Here is a 16,196-nt window from a genome sequence, read left to right on the forward strand (position 1 = left end):
CCACTGAAAATTTATCCAGCGTTTTGTGCGCCCGAAAACCATGATCAGCAACGAACTCAAAACCACGATCCAGGGCGCCTACTCGCGTTTTCTCGAAGCCAAGAGCCTCAAGCCGCGTTACGGCCAGCGTCTGATGATCGCCGAAGTGGCCAAGGTCCTGGGGGACATCGACACCGACGACGAGGGTCGCCGCAGTGGCGACCCGGCAGTGGTCGCGGTGGAGGCCGGCACTGGTACCGGCAAGACCGTGGCCTACAGCCTGGCGGCGATTCCCACCGCCAAGGCCGCGGGCAAGCGCCTGGTGATTGCCACAGCTACCGTCGCCCTGCAGGAACAGATCGTCTACAAGGACCTTCCGGATCTGATGCGCAACAGCGGTCTGAGTTTCACCTTCTCCTTGGCCAAGGGGCGGGGGCGCTACATGTGCTTGTCCAAGCTCGACATGCTGCTCCAGGAAGGTCATGCGCAGACCGCCACGGCCCAGCTGTTCGAGGAGGAAGGCTTCAAGATCGAAGTGGATGAAGCCAGCCAGAAGCTGTTCACCAGCATGATCGAAAAACTCGCCGGGAATAAATGGGACGGCGACCGTGACAACTGGCCAACGGCCCTGGAAGACGCCGACTGGGCGCGCCTGACCACCGACCACAGCCAGTGCACCAATCGCCATTGCCCGAACTTCGGCCAGTGCGCCTTCTACAAGGCTCGGGAAGGCATGGGCAAGGTCGACGTGATCGTCACCAACCACGACATGGTCCTGGCCGACCTGGCCCTGGGCGGCGGCGCTGTGCTGCCGGACCCACGCGACACGCTCTACGTGTTTGACGAAGGCCATCACCTGCCGGACAAGGCCATCGGCCATTTTGCCCACTACACCCGGCTGCGTTCTACTGCCGACTGGCTGGAACAGACGGCTAAGAACCTCACCAAGCTGCTGGCCCAGAACCCGTTGCCAGGTGACCTGGGACGGTTGATCGAGCAGGTGCCGGAGCTGGCAAGAGAGATCAAGACCCAGCAGCAGTTCATGTTCACTGCCTGCGAGCAGCTCGCTGATTTCAAGACCGGCGAAGACATGGAAGGCCGCGAGCGGCCACGCCATCGTTTCGTCGGTGGGCTGATTCCCGAGCATATGCGGGAGATGGGCATCGAGCTGAAAAAAGGCTTCTCCCGTCTCACCGACCTGTTTACCCGCCTCACCGAATTGCTCAAGGAAGGCATGGATGGCGAGGTCAACATCGGCATCGCCAGCAACCAGGCCGAAGAGTGGTACCCGTTGTTCGGCAGCCTGCAGGCGCGCGCCTCGGGCAACTGGGAGCTATGGACCGCATTCACCATCGAGGACCCGGAAGACAACCCGCCCATGGCCCGTTGGCTGACCCTGGCCGAGAGTGGTTCGCTGTTCGACATCGAGGTCAACGCGAGCCCGATCCTGGCTGCGGAAATGCTCCGGCGCAATCTGTGGAACGTGGCCTACGGGGCCCTGGTGACTTCGGCGACCCTGACTGCCCTGGGGACCTTCGACCGATTCCGCATGCGTGCCGGCCTGCCGAAAAAGGCCGTGACCGCCGTGGTGCCCAGCCCTTTCCATCACGCCGATGCCGGCGTGCTGCGGGTCCCCGACTTGCGCGCCGATCCCCGTGATGCACCGGCGCACACGGCGGCGATCATTCGCGACCTGCCGGAACTGGTAGAGGGTTCCCGAGGCACCCTGGTGCTGTTCTCCTCGCGCAAGCAGATGCAGGACGTGTTCGACGGCCTGGATCGCGACTGGCGCAAGCAGGTGTTTATCCAGGGCAACCTGTCCAAGCAGGAGACCCTCAACAAGCACAAGGCCCGAGTCGACGGCGGTGATTCCAGTGTGCTGTTTGGCCTGGCGAGTTTTGCCGAAGGGGTGGACTTGCCCGGGGCCTATTGCGAGCACGTGGTGATCGCCAAGATCCCGTTCTCGGTGCCCGATGATCCAGTGGAAGCTGCGCTGGCAGAGTGGATCGAGGCTCGGGGCGGCAATCCGTTCATGGAGATCTCGGTGCCGGATGCTTCCCTCAAGCTGGTCCAGGCCTGTGGTCGCTTGCTGCGCACCGAGCAGGACCGCGGAACCATCACCCTGCTGGACCGCCGCCTGGTCACTCAGCGCTATGGCAAGGCGATTCTCAATGCCTTGCCGCCATTTCGCCGCGAAATATCTTAAGCACGGTCCGCATATTTGCGCGCGGTGCTGTCTATTTCATGTCACCGCTTCAGCACCGGCCGCTTGGCGGCCTTTAGGGAGAGCCAGGTTCATATGATTCGCCGTTCGTTGCCCGCTGTATTTGCCCTGTTGTTTGCCGCGCCCGTCCTGGCGGCCCCTGCCGGACAACAGACGCTGTTCAACTTTGTCCGGCCTGCCGCTGTGGTCCAGGTGGCGACACAAGATGCCAGCCTGCCGCAGTCCAATGCAGAGCAAACGGCCGAAGGTGAAGTGCTGCGGCGGATCACCTTCAGCCCCACTGCCAAGCCCAGCCTGAGCCTGACGCCACAGAGCGGGGCCTGGGACTGGTCGCAGTCGGGAATGATAACCCTGCGCATCCAGAGTGCGATGAACTGGGCTTTGACCCTCTATGTGACTATCCAGAGCAACGACGGCAAGACCCTGGTCAGTCGCGTCGATCTGCCGGCCGGTCCGGCGCAGACCCTGTTGGTGCCGCTGGTAGCCAGCAGTCCGCTGAGCCAGGGCATGAAGGCCGCACCGCCGATGCCGACGACCGTGGACGGCCAGCGCATTTTGCTGGCCAGCAGCGAAGGGCAACTGGACCGCAGCCAGGTGGTGTCGGTGACCTTGTCCTTGGATAACCCCAAAGCCGCGCAAAGTATCCTCCTCGAACGTTTCGGCGTGCAGGACGGCGAGGGCGTGGTCAAGGCGGTCTATGGCTCGCTGGTGGATGGCTACGGCCAGTCGACCCGAGCCCGCTGGCCGGAAAAAGTCAGCTGCGACGATCAACTCAAGGCGGCCGATGCCAAGGAGCAGCAACAACTCAAGGGCTGGCTGGGCGAGCGCGAGAAGGCCTCCCTGGACAAGTTCGGTGGTTGGGACAAGGGCCCGAGCTTCAAGGCCAGTGGTTTCTTTCGCACGGAAAAACGCGATGGTCGCTGGTTCCTGGTGACCCCTGAAGGGCATCCGTTCTATTCCCTGGGGGTCAACACCGTGGCGCCTGACAACAGTCAGACCTATGTCGCGGATCGTGAGTGGATGTTCGCTGACTTGCCCAAGGACGGCGACCCCCTGACGGCTTATTACGGTGCAGGCGACAACCGTGGCGGCAACGGCGCTGACCAGGGCCGAGGCTATAACGTTGGTCGTTGGTACGACTTCTATCGGGCCAACCTGCAACGGACTTATGGCAAGTCCTGCACGGCGAGCAGTGAGGCTGTGGTCGAGGCCTCGACAACCGAGGCCAAGGCAGCGGAGACGGCCACTGCCCCCTGCGCGGCCCCGGTATTTGATGAAAAACGCTGGCTCAGCCATACCCTGGACCGCTTGCAGGCCTGGGGTTTCAACACCCTCGGCAACTGGAGTGCACCAGCGCTGGGTCTCGCTAACCGGGTGCCCTATACCTTGCCGTTATCGATCGTCGGTGATTACGCCAGCATCAGCACCGGCAGTGATTGGTGGGGCGGCATGCCCGACCCCTTCGATCCGCGTTTTGCCATGGCCACTGAACGCGCTGTAGCCATCGCCGCTCGCGATCATCGCGATGACCCTTGGCTGATTGGCTATTTTGCCGACAACGAGCTGGCCTGGGCCGGTCCCGGGAACGATCCGAAAGCCCGTTATGCCCTGGCCTACGGCACCCTGCGCCTGACCACCGATGTTCCAGCCAAGCGCGCTTTTCTCAAGCAACTGCGGGACAAGTACCGCAACCAGGCGGGCCTGTCGAAAGCCTGGGGAATCGATCTGCCGGCCTGGGAGTTGATGGAGGATCCGGGTTTCGTGCCGCCACTGCCGAACCCTGAGCATCCGGAAATCGAAGCCGACTTCAAGTATTTCCAGAAGGTCTTCGCCGACACCTATTTCAAGACCATCGCCGACTCGTTGAAGTGGCATGCTCCCAACCACTTGCTGTTGGGCGGGCGGTTTGCCGTCAGCAACCCTGAGGCGGTGGCCGCCTGCGCCCAGTATTGCGACGTTTTGAGTTTCAACATGTACACCCTCAAGCCTCAGGATGGTCAGGACTTTGCGTACTTGCGCAGCCTCGACAAGCCGGTACTGGTGACTGAGTTCAACTTCGGCTCCCGGGATCGCGGCCCGTTCTGGGGTGGCGTAACCGAGCTGGCCCGTGAGGAAGACCGTGGCCCGGCCTATGCCAACTTCCTCAAGCAGGCGCTGAGTGAACCATCGATTGTCGGCGTGCACTGGTTCCAGTACCTCGACCAGCCGGTGACCGGGCGCTTGCTGGACGGTGAGAACGGTCACTTCGGCCTGGTGGGCATCACTGATGTGCCGTTCCAGGGCTTTGTCGACAGTGTGCGCAAGAGCAACCTGCAGGCGGTGGACCAGCTGGGTAAGGAAGCGCAAAAGGCCCAGGTCCAGGCCGAACAGGCGGCCGCGACCGAGCATGGCGCTGACGGCGGTGACAAAGGTCACGCCAGCAAGGGTCCAGGCGGTCACTCCGGTGGCCATTCCGGCAACGGTCATTAATCGCCAGATGGCTCTATTCAGTGCTTATTGACCGTTCGGCTGGTCACCGCGCAATGACCAGCCAGAAACTGATCCAGGTCTATGGCTGGCATCGCTGGGGCTAAAATAATTCTCCCTTCACAGGTGTTTCATTGTTGAAGGGAGTCGACACATGGACATTCACGGGTATTGCGTAAAGGAATTCGAGCCGGTCTATCAGGCGTTCGCCGAATTGTTTGACGACCCGCGCGAGCGTGGCGCGGCGGTGTGTATCCAAGTGGCTGGGCAGACCCTGGTGGATCTCTGGGCGGGGACTCGTGATTCGCAGCGGAGCCTGCCTTGGGACAGGGATACGCTGGTCAGTCTGTATTCCTGCGGCAAGCCGTTCGCGGCTGTGGCGGTGTTGCAGTTGGTGGAACGCGGCCTCCTGCATCTGGATCAGCCGATCGCCCGCTACTGGCCGGAATTCGCCGCCTCGGGCAAACAGCAGGTGACCCTGCGTCAGGTGCTATGTCATGTTTCCGGCTTACCAGCGCTGCGCGAGGTATTGCCGGCTGCCACGCTCTATGACTGGGACTTCATGATCGAGTGCATTGCCGCGCATCCACTCTGGTGGGCGCCAGGCAGCACTCTGGGTTATGCACCGATGATCTACGGTTGGGTGCTGGGCGAAACAATCCGACGTGTAGATGGACGTGAGCCCGGTAACTATATCGCTGAGGAGATCTGCACGCCTCTGGGGCTGGATTTTCATGTCGGAGTGGCCGATCAGGACTTTCAACGCATCGCCTACCTGTCACGGGGTGAAGGCTGGGTCGGTGACGCTGCGGCGCAGGATCTGTGGTGGGTGATGGGCAATGAACCGCGCAACGTGGCCACTCTGGCTTTTTCCAATCCCTCGGTGTCGCCAAGCCAGACCTTTCAACCCCGCTGGTGGCGCCTGCAGAATCCGGGGCTTAGCGGGCACGGCAATGCCCATGGCCTGGCGGGTTTCTACAGTGCATTGCTAGGTGATGAACTGCTGGGCGCGCCACTGCGTGAGGAGTTTACCCGACCCCACAGTGGTGGTTGGGACCAGTCATTACGCACTCCGACGCGTTTTGGCCTGGGCTGCATGCTCGATCAGCCAGATCAGGCCAATGCGACCTTCGGCCTGGGGCCAAGGGCTTTTGGACACTTGGGGTTGGGCGGCTCGGTGGGATTTGCCGATCCACAACGTGATCTGGCTTTCGGCTTCGTCACCAATACCATGGGCGGTTTCAGCCTGATGGACCCGCGGGCCCAGCGCTTGTCGCGACTCGCCGGGCAGAGCCTGGCAGCCTGCTGATCCGAGGGTTTGCGAATGGCTGTCGGTTGTTCCCAAATCCCTTCGGGGCTGGAACAATGCGCGCCACGTTGTCGAGCATTGTTGTGGGGGAGTCAGGGTGCAGATTCAGGGTCATTACGAGCTTAAGTTCGAGGCGGTACGCGAGGCCTTTGCGACGCTGTTCGAAGATTCCCAGGAGCGCGGCGCGGCGCTGTGCATCCAGATCGGTGGGGAAACCGTCGTCGACCTCTGGTCCGGGACTGCTGACAAGGACGGTGCCGAGGCTTGGCACAGCGACACCATTGCCAACCTGTTCTCTTGCACCAAGACCTTTACCGCAGTCACCGCGTTGCAGTTGGTCGCCGAAGGCAAGCTCAAGCTGGATGCTCCGGTGGCTGATTATTGGCCGGAGTTCGCCGCGGCGGGCAAATCTGCCATTACTTTGCGCCAGTTGCTCTGTCACCAGGCCGGCTTGCCGGCATTGCGCGAGCTGCTGCCGCCGGAGGCCCTGTACAACTGGCAAACCATGGTCGATGCCCTGGCTGCCGAGCAGCCCTGGTGGACACCGGGTGAGGGGCATGGTTACGCCGCCATTACCTATGGCTGGCTGGTGGGTGAGCTGATTCGGCGAGCCGACGGACGCGGTCCGGGGGAGTCCATCGTGGCTCGGGTGGCCAAGCCCTTGGGGCTGGACTTCCATGTCGGCCTGGCGGACGCAGAGTTTTACCGGGTGGCGCATATCGCCCGTGGCAAGGGCAATGTCGGTGATGCAGCAGCCCAGCGCCTGCTGCAAGTGACCATGCGCGAACCCGCGGCCATGACTACCCGGGCTTTTACCAATCCACCGTCTATCATGACCAGCACCAATAAACCCGAATGGCGACGCATGCAGCAGCCAGCGGCCAATGGCCATGGCAACGCCCGTAGCCTTGCAGGGTTCTACAGCGGCTTGCTCGATGGCAGCCTGCTGGAGGCCGACATGCTTGAAGAACTGACCCGCGAGCACAGCCTCGGGATGGACAAGACCCTGTTGACCCAGACGCGTTTCGGCCTGGGCTGCATGCTCGATCAACCCCAGGTGGCCAATGCCACCTTCGGTCTGGGGAGCAGGGCATTCGGGCATCCCGGAGCAGGGGGCTCCATCGGTTTTGCTGACCCTGAGCATGATGTAGCGTTCGGTTTTGTGACAAATACCTTGGGGCCTTATGTATTGATGGACCCTCGGGCGCAGAAGCTGGTGCGGGTTTTGTCGGATTGTCTGTAAAAAGGTTGCTGTTAAGAACTTTTTTGCTTAAACATGCTCGGAAAGCTGCAGGAAGGAACCCTGTGGCTTTTATAATTTCCAAGCGTCTGTTTGTACCGGTTATTTAGACCGAATTTTTTATCTCATTTTGTGGATATCCCATGTCGTCGAACAAGTCTCTAGCCTTGGCCATTTGCCTGACCGTCACCGGTTGTGCACAAACCCCACAAAATGAAGCGGATGGCGGCCATTGGTGGTCGTTCGGGTCCGATAAGGCCAGCAGCAAGGAAGCCCCGCAAGCGCCTGAGAAACCGGCTACAGCCGAAGCAGCACCGGCTGCACCTGCGAGCAAAGTCGCGGTAGCGGGCAAGTCCGCTGCTCCCGCAGCCGCTGCGGGTAAAACCACAGCCTCTGCCAAGTCGGCCACGCCTGCTGTCAAAGGCGCCGCCAAACCGGCTGCAGTCGCTGCCGCCGAACCTGCCCCAGCTCCTGTAGCTGCTGCTCCTGTTGCTCCTGCTGCCAAGGCCGAGAGCAGCAACTGGTGGTGGCCGTTCTCTTCCAAGGATTCCGCTGACAAGCCTGTAGCCGAAGCCAAGAAGGTTGAGCCAGCTCCAGCACCGGCTCCCGCAGTAGCCAACACCGCGAATGCTGAAACCCACTGGTGGTGGCCGTTTGCCCAGAGCCAGCCAAAGGCATTGAGCAAGGTCAACGTGGCAGACATCCCGATGCCTGACCCGAAGATTACCCAGGCCTGGCTGGACGATTACGAGCCACGCCTGCGTGAAGCCGTGAAGGACAGCAAGCTGCAAGTAGAACGCCGTGAAAACGTGCTGGTGGTCATTGCCCTGGTAGACGGCTCCTTCAACCCAGACCGTCCAGCCATGCTGCTGCCGGTGACCCTGGGCCCGTTCACCCGCGTAGCCAAGGCGGTTGAAGGCGATTCGAAGACCGCCGTGCTGATTCTCGGGCATGCCGACGCCACTGGCCCGACCCTGGCCAACCAGAAGCTGAGCCGTGATCGTGCCCAGTCGATTGCCGCGATCTTCAGCCTCAGCGGCTTGAAGCAGGATCGCCTGATGCTGCGTGGCATGGGCTCGGTGATGCCTCGTGCGGCCAACGACAGCCCTCAAGGTCGTTCGCTGAACCGTCGTGTGGAAATCATGCTGACTCAGCGCAGCACCATGTTGGGCCTGCTGAGCAAGTACAACCAGCCGACGCCGTCCGAGACTGAAATGGTTGCTGTGCAAGACGCCAAGCCGCCGGTTTCTGCCGTCGCCAGCAAAAAGGCTGCGACCCCCGCGAAAAAATCCACCGTAGCCAAGAAGCCGGCAGCCAAGAAGGCTCCAGCGAAGAAGGTCGCGGCTCCGGCGAAGAACGCTACAGCCACCGCTCAGGCTAAAAACTGATTCTCAAGGAATAAGGAAGCAGGCATGACTCAGTCTCTGGCTGATATGCGTCGCGATTACACCCGCGACGGTTTGTCCGAGGACCAAGCTCCGGCCGAACCCTTTGCGCTGTTCCACCAATGGTTTGCCGATGCGCTGAAAACCGAGCAGCCGCCCGTGGAAGCCAATGCCATGACCCTGGCGACCGTCGATAGCGACGGTCGTCCCCATTGCCGCATCCTGCTGCTTAAGGGGCTGGATGAGCAGGGTTTCACGTTCTTCACCAACTACGACAGTGCCAAGGGGCAGCAAATGGCCGCGCGGCCATTTGCCGCCATGACCTTCTTCTGGCCAACCCTGGAGCGCCAGGTGCGGATCGAGGGGCGGGTGGTCAAGGTCACTCCTCAGGAGTCCGATGCCTACTATCAGGTGCGTCCTCTGGGGAGCCGCTTGGGCGCCTGGGCTTCGCCGCAAAGCCGGGTGATTGCCGATCGTGCAGAGTTGCAGGAGTTGCTCAAGGTCACTGAGGCACGCTTCAGCGACAGCCAGCCCAATTGTCCGGAACATTGGGGTGGTTATCGCCTGCTGCCGGAACGCATCGAGTTCTGGCAGGGGCGCTCCAGCCGCCTGCACGACCGTTTGAATTATCGCCTGCAGGCTGAACGCTGGGGTCGGGAGCGCCTGGCCCCCTAAAAGCTCAGGTTACTCGCCGGGATAGCCGGCCGCGGCGGCTTCCAGCCAATGCGGCAGGTCCCGGCGTTTTACTTTCTGGCGTTGGGCCTCGGCCAGCTGTTGCAGCATGAACTGTTTCTTCTGCTCATCGGTTCCGGCCAGGGACAAGGCCAGGTCCCGGTCTACCCAGCGCTTGATGCGTACGTACAGCCACCAATGGAAATACAGACCGGCAGCAGTGGTCGCGATGATGATGAAGTAATCCATGGGAAATCCTTTGTTCGGTGGCGCTCGGTTGGAAATTGGCGTTACCGTATTGAGAGTGCTTGGCGTTTACGCAGTCTGTACTTTGGCTGAATGAAAGCAATTTTATCCGGGCGACGCCGTGACAGGCGTCAAGCTGCGGAGTCTAATCACTATCTGTCCTTTGGAGTTGATCCTATGCGTAAGTCTGTTTTGCTGGTTGCGTCTTTCACCACGATGGCGATGTTGCTTGGCGGCTGTGCCTCTAACCTGACCGGTGACTCTTACTCCCGTGATGAAGCACGTCGTGTGCAAAACGTACGCATGGGCACCATTGAATCCCTGCGTCCGGTGAAAATCGAAGGTACCAAGACCCCGATCGGCGGTGCTGCTGGTGCTGTGATCGGTGGTGTGGGCGGCAGCGCCATTGGCGGTGGCCGTGGCAGCATCGTCACCGCAGTCATCGGTGCGGTAGCCGGCGGCCTCTTGGGTTCGGCCACTGAAGAAGGCCTGACCCGTACCCAGGGCGTGGAAATCACCGTGCGTGAAGACGACGGCAGCATGCGTGCCTATGTTCAGCAGGTTCAGGAAAACGAAGTGTTCCGGATTGGCGATCGTGTACGCATCATGACCGTCAACGGTACCAGCCGCGTTACTCGTTAATCGGTTCCCGGTAAAACAAAACCCCGGCCAGGCAACTGGTCGGGGTTTTGTGTTTTCAGGCTGCTGGATCGGTGTGGATCAAGACGCCAGTGGGTTGTTCTTGCGGCTGGCGGCGGCGGTGACGGCGTAGCCGATCAGGGCCGCGAATAGCGAGCCGGTGAGAATCCCCATGCGGTCCATGCCGGCGTACTCGCTGCTGCCAGGGACGAAAGCCAGGGAACCGACGAACAGGCTCATGGTGAAGCCGATCCCGCAGAGGATCGCCACGCCGAAGACCTGGCCCCAGTTGGCTCCGGCCGGCAACGCGGCGATACCGCTCTTGACTGCCAGCCAGGTCAGGCCGAACACGCCAACTGTCTTGCCCAGCAACAGGCCGACAGCGATGCCCATCGGTACCAGGTGAGTGAAGCTCTCGATGGTCACGCCGCTCAGCGACAGACCGGCGTTGGCAAAGGCGAACAGCGGCAGGATGCCGAACGACACCCAGGGGTGCAGTGCATGTTCCAGCGTCTGCACCGGCGAGGGCTCGGCGTTGCGGGTGCGCAAGGGAATGCAGAAGGCCAGGGTCACGCCGGCCAGGGTGGCGTGGACCCCGCTCTTGAGCACGCAGACCCAGAGAATCAGGCCGATGATCATGTAAGGTCCAAGCTTCACCACGCCCATCCGGTTCATCGCCACCAGGGCGGCGATGCAGGCGGCCGCCAGCATCAGCGACAGGGTCGACAGGGCGCCGGAGTAGAAGATTGCGATGATCACGATCGCACCCAGGTCATCGATGATCGCCAGGGTCATGAGAAACAGTTTCAGCGACGTCGGCACCCGCTTGCCCAGCAGTGCCAGTACCCCGAGGGCAAAGGCAATGTCGGTGGCAGTAGGAATTGCCCAGCCATTGAGTGCCGGCGGGTTGTCCCGGTTGAGAAACCAGTAGATCAGTGCTGGCACCAACATGCCGCCAATGGCCGCAGCGCCAGGCAGGACGATCTGCGAAGGCTTGGATAACTGGCCCTCCATGACTTCACGCTTGACCTCAAGGCCGATCAGCAGGAAGAACAGCGCCATCAGGCCGTCGTTGATCCACAGCAACAGCGGTTTGGCGATTTTCAAGGCACCAATCTGGGCCACCACCGGGGTTTCCAACAGGCCGTTGTACAGCCACGACAGCGGTGAATTATTGATGATCAGGGCCAGGATGGCAGCGGCGATCAATAGCAGACCGCTGGCAGCTTCCATGGCAAAGAAACGAGTGAAAGTGCTACGCAGAGGCAAGGTCGCTCTCCATCTAAAACTAAAAAAGGTGGCACACCCTAACCCGTACAGTTAGTTGTTAAAACAAAAGTTATATTCTTTTTTGTTATATGTAGAAGACAAACGGCCTGCTGAAAAAGCTTCCTTGCAGTTGTGTTTCCAATTGCTTCCCAGCTGTACCTGTCAGGGGCCGAGGATATTTCCTAACATGTCCGTCCGCGGCGGCTCCCGGGCCGTTTTTCTACAGGGAACAGCGCCAGCTTTTCCCGTGCCTGAATCACCTATGCTGGGTGCACTTCATCTTCTTGCGCCGGCATGGCGTTCGATCCGACGAGAATAGAACATGAGCGACAATCGCCAGTGGGCCCGCGAGGCCATCCGCATCATCGAGGCTGACTTCCAGCGCAGTGCCGACACCCACCTGATTCCATTGCCGCTTCCGGGGCAGCCAGGCATCGAGTTGTATTTCAAGGATGAATCCAGCCATCCCACCGGCAGCCTCAAGCACCGCCTGGCCCGTTCGCTGTTTCTCTATGCCCTGTGTAACGGCTGGCTCAAGCCCGGGGCGCCGGTGATCGAAGCCTCCAGCGGCTCCACGGCGATTTCCGAAGCCTATTTCGCCGGTCTTCTGGGGTTGCCGTTCATTGCCGTGATGCCTGCCACCACCTCCCAGGAAAAGATTGCCCAGATCGCTTTCTATGGTGGCAAGAGTCATCTGGTGCAGGACCCGACGCAGATCTATGCCGAGTCCGAGCGCCTGGCCCGGGAGAGCGGGGGGCATTTCATGGATCAGTTCACCTACGCTGAGCGCGCCACCGACTGGCGGGCCAACAACAACATCGCCGAGTCGATCTTCCAGCAGTTGCGTTTCGAGCGTTACCCGGAGCCCAGCTGGTTGATCTCCAGCCCAGGTACCGGGGGCACCACCGCAACGCTGGGACGTTATGTGCGTTATCGCCAGCACTGCACCCGGGTATTGTGTGCCGACGCCGAGCGTTCGGTGTTCTTCGACTACTACCAGAGTGGCGATGCCAGCCTGCGCCTGGATTGCGGCTCGCGGATCGAAGGCATCGGCCGCCCACGGGTCGAGGCTTCGTTCCTGCCCAAGGTGATCGATGCCATGGTCAAGGTTCCGGACGCCTTGTCCCTGGCGGCCATGCACTACCTGGCCCAACGGCTGGGGCGCCGGGTCGGTGGTTCCAGTGGTACTAACCTGATCGGTGCGCTGATGGCCGCGCAGCAGATGGCCGCCGCCGGTGAGAAGGGCTCGATCGTGGCGATTCTCTGTGATGGCGGCGAGCGTTATGCGACCACCTACTACGATGAGCAGTGGCTGCTGGACCAGGGGTATGAGTTGAAAGCCTTGATGGCTGCGGTAGCCGCCACTGTTGAGCGTGGCGATGCGCTACCCGCCAGCGTGCTTCGCGCGGGTATCTGACCCACAGGAGCCGGCTTGCCGGCGAAGAGGCCTGGAGGTCTTGCGGTGTTCTTGAGAGCGCCTTCGCTGGCAAGCCAGCTCCTACACAGGTGCGAGATGTTTCTTGTAGGAGTTGGCTCGCCGGCGAACGACCGGGGTCTTCAGGCCTGGATGCCGAGGATGTCGCGAGCCACCGCTTCAGCGATGCGAACCCCGTCGACTCCGGCGGAGAGAATGCCCCCGGCGTAACCAGCGCCTTCACCGGCCGGATACAACCCTTTCACGTTCAAGCTCTGCATCGAAGCATCACGGGTGATGCGCAGAGGCGATGAGGTGCGGGTCTCGATGCCGGTCAGCACTGCGTCGTGCAGGGAGTAACCCTTGATCTGCCGCTCGAAGGCCGGCAGGGCTTCACGAATGGCCTCGATGGCGAAGTCCGGCAAGGCCAGTGCCAAGTCTCCCAGGTTCACTCCTGGCTTGTAGGACGGTTCGACGCTGCCCAGGGTGCTGCTGGGTTTGCCGGCGATGAAGTCGCCCACCAACTGCGCCGGGGCCTGGTAGTTGCTGCCGCCAAGGACGAAGGCGAGGGACTCCAGGCGCTCCTGCAGTTCGATACCGGCCAGTGGGCCGCCCGGATAATCCACTTCCGGAGTGATGCCTACAACGATGCCTGAGTTGGCATTGCGTTCGTTGCGTGAGTACTGGCTCATGCCGTTGGTCACGACCCGATTCGGCTCGGATGTGGCCGCCACCACAGTGCCCCCCGGGCACATGCAGAAGCTGTAGACCGAGCGGCCGTTCTTGGCGTGGTACACCAGCTTGTAGTCGGCGGCGCCGAGTTTCGGGTGGCCGGCGTACTTGCCCAGGCGCGCACTGTCGATCAGCGATTGCGGGTGCTCGATACGGAAACCCACTGAAAACGGCTTGGCTTCCATGTACACGCCACGGCCGTGGAGCATGCGGAAGGTGTCGCGGGCACTGTGGCCCAGGGCCAGGATCACGTGCCGGGAGTGCAGTTGTTCACCACTGGCCAGCTCCACACCCTGCAATTGCTCATCCTCGATCAACAGGTCGGTGACCCGTTGCTCGAAGCGCACTTCACCGCCCAGGGCGATGATCTGCTGGCGCATGTTCTCCACCACGCCGGTGAGACGGAAGGTGCCGATGTGCGGCTTGCTGACGTAGAGGATCTCGTCCGGCGCACCGGCCTTGACGAACTCGTGGAGGACCTTGCGGCCATGGTGCTGCGGGTCCTTGATCTGGCTGTAGAGCTTGCCATCGGAGAAGGTCCCGGCACCGCCTTCGCCGAACTGCACGTTGGACTCGGGGTTGAGCACGCTTTTACGCCACAGGCCCCAGGTGTCCTTGGTGCGCTCGCGCACTTCCTTGCCGCGCTCGAGGACGATTGGCTTGAAGCCCATCTGCGCCAGCAACAGGCCGGCAAAGATCCCGCAAGGGCCGAAACCCACCACGATCGGCCGCTCGCTAAGATCTGCCGGGGCTTGTCCCACCACCTTGTAGCTGACATCCGGCGCCGGGTTGACGTTACGGTCGTCGGCGAACTTGAGCAGCAACGGTGCTTCGTCGCGCACGCTGAGGTCGATGGTGTAGATGAAGCACAGTTCGGAAGACTTCTTGCGCGCATCGTAGCTGCGTTTGAACAAGGTGAAATCGAGCAGGTCATCGCTGGTGATGCCCAGGCGCTGCACGATAGCGGCGCGCAGGTCTTCATCGGGATGGTCGATCGGCAACTTGAGTTCGGTGATTCGTAACATGACAGGGTCCGGGTAGGCGGTGCGCAACAGTGCGCCGGCTTGCTTTGCACAAACCGGCGATTATAAGCCGCAATCCACCTTGGCCGTCAGGCTAAAACCGCAGTTCGTCGAATCAGTCGTTGCGCGAACCGCCGAAATAGCCGCAACCGCGCTGGACCTGGCCGTCGACCCGCAGCTCGGCGGTGAGGTGCTGGACGCTACCGGTCACGCTATCGACGCAACGCTGTGGAGCAACCCAGAGCTCCACACGCTGGTGGTTGGCCTCACTGGTGAGATTGAAGCGGCCGTCCCCCAGCTGTTCCTCCAGGTAGGGCAGGGCCAGGGTCGGCTGGCCGGCGCGCTCGATCATCATGCCCTTGGCACTGACATCGACGTTCCAGGCCGGGTTCTTGCTGCCGGCCCGGAGAATCAGGCGTTGGAAGTTGGGATCGTTGCAGGCGCTGCCCGAGCGTTCGATGCGATACAGCTGGCGCAGGTCCAGTTGGCCATCGCTGCTGCCACTGGCGGAGAACTTGCCCCGCAGGTCGGCGAACAGCTTGCCTTGCTTATCAGCCAGGGTGGCGGCTTCCTGCAGCACGCTGGTACCGCCGCCATCACTGATCACGTAGCGGCGATCCTCAGTGCAGGGCTTGAACAGCAGCTTGCCATCGGCCGCGCTGAGTTCACCCTGCATCCGGGTCAGCCCGGCCATGGACGGAGCCCGGGGCTGGTCGTTGAACATCGGCAGCATCTGGCAACCGGCAAACAGTGGCATCAGAGCGAAACAAAGCAGGGAACGGGCGGTGCGCATCATGGGGTCTCCAAACGGAAGCCGACACGTTACGCAGCCAGCCCGGTCACCACAACCCCGGATTGACCGGAACGGGTGGAGCGCACTTGCCGACGCAGAAGCCCGAGAGATTGTCGCCGTCGGCAAGGGAGCCTTCGCTGGCAAGCCCACTCCTGCCCCCTCGGTTTCTGCAGGGGCTTCAGCCGACGTGATAGGTCTGGCCAGTCTGCAGGCCTTCCACGCTTTTCGCGTAGGCCAGGGCTACATCAGCCGCCGGCACCGGCTTGAAACCACGGAAGTACGGGGCGTACTTGCCCATGGCTTCTTGCAGCACATTGGGGCTCACGGAGTTGACTCGCAGGCCTCGCGGCAGTTCGATGGCGGCGGCCCGCACAAAGCTGTCGATGGCGCCGTTGACCAGGGCTGCCGAGGCGCCGCTGCGGATCGGATCGTGGCTCAGGACGCCGGTGGTGAAGGTGAAGGAGGCGCCGTCGTTGGCGTACTCGCGACCGATCAGTAGCAGATTGACCTGGCCCATCAGCTTGTCTTGCAGGCCCAGGTTGAAGTGCTCGGCGGTCATCTCTGCCAGGGGCGCGAAGGTGACGTTGCCGGCAGCGCAGACCAGCGCATCGAAACGCCCGGTCTTTTCAAACAGCGCGCGGATTGACTGGCTGTCGCTGATATCCACCTGGAAATCACCGCGGGTGCGGCCGATACGGATGACTTCATGACGTTGCGCCAGTTCCCGGTCAACTGCCGAGCCAACAGTGCCGTGGGCACCGATCAAGAGAATCTTCATGGGCTGTTCCTCTAAAGGGGGGGGACGA

13 protein-coding genes are annotated in these 16,196 nt (G+C 61.7%); 8 read left to right on the forward strand and 5 right to left on the reverse strand.

Annotated elements, in window-relative coordinates; genetic code table 11:
- The first annotated feature begins 40 nt into the window (after nt 1–40).
- The 6 genes from dinG (at nt 41) to pdxH (ending at nt 9,278) form a co-directional block, all read left to right on the forward strand.
- Entirely contained in the window at nt 41–2,185 is a 2,145-nt protein-coding gene (gene dinG, locus GV818_RS26510) for an ATP-dependent DNA helicase DinG (RefSeq protein ID WP_161777940.1), read from the forward strand.
- A gap of 93 nt (nt 2,186–2,278) precedes the next feature.
- Entirely contained in the window at nt 2,279–4,672 is a 2,394-nt protein-coding gene (locus GV818_RS26515) for a beta-galactosidase (protein WP_161777941.1), read from the forward strand.
- A gap of 151 nt (nt 4,673–4,823) precedes the next feature.
- Nucleotides 4,824–5,978 carry a serine hydrolase domain-containing protein gene (locus tag GV818_RS26520; protein ID WP_161759485.1) on the forward strand — a complete coding sequence of 385 codons (1,155 nt, stop codon included), beginning with the start codon at nt 4,824–4,826 and terminating at the stop codon, nt 5,976–5,978.
- Between the two features lie 97 nt (nt 5,979–6,075).
- A complete protein-coding gene (locus GV818_RS26525; RefSeq protein WP_161777942.1) occupies nt 6,076–7,221 on the forward strand; it encodes a serine hydrolase domain-containing protein in 1,146 nt (381 codons plus the stop codon).
- Nucleotides 7,222–7,361: 140 nt separating this feature from the next.
- Nucleotides 7,362–8,606: an OmpA family protein gene (locus GV818_RS26530; RefSeq protein WP_161777943.1), complete on the forward strand. Its 1,245-nt coding sequence runs from the start codon at nt 7,362–7,364 to the stop codon at nt 8,604–8,606.
- Nucleotides 8,607–8,630: 24 nt separating this feature from the next.
- On the forward strand, nt 8,631–9,278 hold the full coding sequence (gene pdxH / locus GV818_RS26535; RefSeq protein ID WP_161777944.1) for a pyridoxamine 5'-phosphate oxidase: 648 nt from the start codon (nt 8,631–8,633) through the stop codon (nt 9,276–9,278).
- Nucleotides 9,279–9,287: 9 nt separating this feature from the next.
- Here pdxH and GV818_RS26540 read toward each other — a convergent pair whose 3' ends face one another.
- Nucleotides 9,288–9,524, reverse strand: a complete 237-nt coding sequence (locus tag GV818_RS26540) for a hypothetical protein (protein WP_161759481.1) — start codon at nt 9,522–9,524, stop codon at nt 9,288–9,290.
- Between the two features lie 174 nt (nt 9,525–9,698).
- Here GV818_RS26540 and GV818_RS26545 point away from each other — a divergent pair, with 174 nt between their 5' ends.
- The gene (locus GV818_RS26545) at nt 9,699–10,163 is read left to right on the forward strand and encodes a glycine zipper 2TM domain-containing protein (RefSeq protein WP_161759480.1); all 465 of its coding nucleotides are present in this window, start codon (nt 9,699–9,701) and stop codon (nt 10,161–10,163) included.
- 78 nt (nt 10,164–10,241) lie between these two features.
- On the opposite strand, the gene nhaA is transcribed toward GV818_RS26545, so the two are convergent.
- On the reverse strand, nt 10,242–11,429 hold the full coding sequence (gene nhaA, locus GV818_RS26550; protein ID WP_161759479.1) for a Na+/H+ antiporter NhaA: 1,188 nt from the start codon (nt 11,427–11,429) through the stop codon (nt 10,242–10,244).
- 322 nt (nt 11,430–11,751) lie between these two features.
- Between nhaA and GV818_RS26555 the strand changes: the two genes are divergently transcribed.
- Nucleotides 11,752–12,846 (forward strand): PLP-dependent cysteine synthase family protein, encoded by a 1,095-nt coding sequence (locus tag GV818_RS26555; protein WP_161759478.1) that lies wholly within the window; start codon nt 11,752–11,754, stop codon nt 12,844–12,846.
- A 140-nt stretch (nt 12,847–12,986) separates the two neighbouring features.
- Here GV818_RS26555 and GV818_RS26560 read toward each other — a convergent pair whose 3' ends face one another.
- The 3 genes from GV818_RS26560 to GV818_RS26570 form a co-directional block, all read right to left on the reverse strand.
- Nucleotides 12,987–14,600 carry an NAD(P)/FAD-dependent oxidoreductase gene (locus GV818_RS26560; RefSeq protein ID WP_161759477.1) on the reverse strand — a complete coding sequence of 538 codons (1,614 nt, stop codon included), beginning with the start codon at nt 14,598–14,600 and terminating at the stop codon, nt 12,987–12,989.
- Between the two features lie 112 nt (nt 14,601–14,712).
- Complete coding sequence (locus GV818_RS26565) at nt 14,713–15,390, reverse strand: COG3650 family protein (RefSeq protein WP_178125126.1); 678 nt, start codon at nt 15,388–15,390, stop codon at nt 14,713–14,715.
- Nucleotides 15,391–15,568: 178 nt separating this feature from the next.
- A complete protein-coding gene (locus GV818_RS26570; RefSeq protein WP_161759476.1) occupies nt 15,569–16,168 on the reverse strand; it encodes a short chain dehydrogenase in 600 nt (199 codons plus the stop codon).
- Nucleotides 16,169–16,196 lie beyond the last annotated feature (28 nt).

It is taken from the genome of Pseudomonas sp. Fl4BN1, assembly GCF_009908285.1.
In the GTDB taxonomy this organism is placed as follows: domain Bacteria; phylum Pseudomonadota; class Gammaproteobacteria; order Pseudomonadales; family Pseudomonadaceae; genus Aquipseudomonas.

Coding starts and splice junctions, on each gene's coding strand:
- dinG (WP_161777940.1), top strand. CDS start 41: ATGATCAGCAACGAACTCAAAACCACGATCCAGGGCGCCTACTCGCGT.
- GV818_RS26515 (WP_161777941.1), top strand. CDS start 2,279: ATGATTCGCCGTTCGTTGCCCGCTGTATTTGCCCTGTTGTTTGCCGCG.
- GV818_RS26520 (WP_161759485.1), top strand. CDS start 4,824: ATGGACATTCACGGGTATTGCGTAAAGGAATTCGAGCCGGTCTATCAG.
- GV818_RS26530 (WP_161777943.1), top strand. CDS start 7,362: ATGTCGTCGAACAAGTCTCTAGCCTTGGCCATTTGCCTGACCGTCACC.
- pdxH (WP_161777944.1), top strand. CDS start 8,631: ATGACTCAGTCTCTGGCTGATATGCGTCGCGATTACACCCGCGACGGT.
- GV818_RS26540 (WP_161759481.1), bottom strand. CDS start 9,524: ATGGATTACTTCATCATCATCGCGACCACTGCTGCCGGTCTGTATTTC.
- GV818_RS26545 (WP_161759480.1), top strand. CDS start 9,699: ATGCGTAAGTCTGTTTTGCTGGTTGCGTCTTTCACCACGATGGCGATG.
- GV818_RS26555 (WP_161759478.1), top strand. CDS start 11,752: ATGAGCGACAATCGCCAGTGGGCCCGCGAGGCCATCCGCATCATCGAG.
- GV818_RS26560 (WP_161759477.1), bottom strand. CDS start 14,600: ATGTTACGAATCACCGAACTCAAGTTGCCGATCGACCATCCCGATGAA.
- GV818_RS26565 (WP_178125126.1), bottom strand. CDS start 15,390: ATGCGCACCGCCCGTTCCCTGCTTTGTTTCGCTCTGATGCCACTGTTT.
- GV818_RS26570 (WP_161759476.1), bottom strand. CDS start 16,168: ATGAAGATTCTCTTGATCGGTGCCCACGGCACTGTTGGCTCGGCAGTT.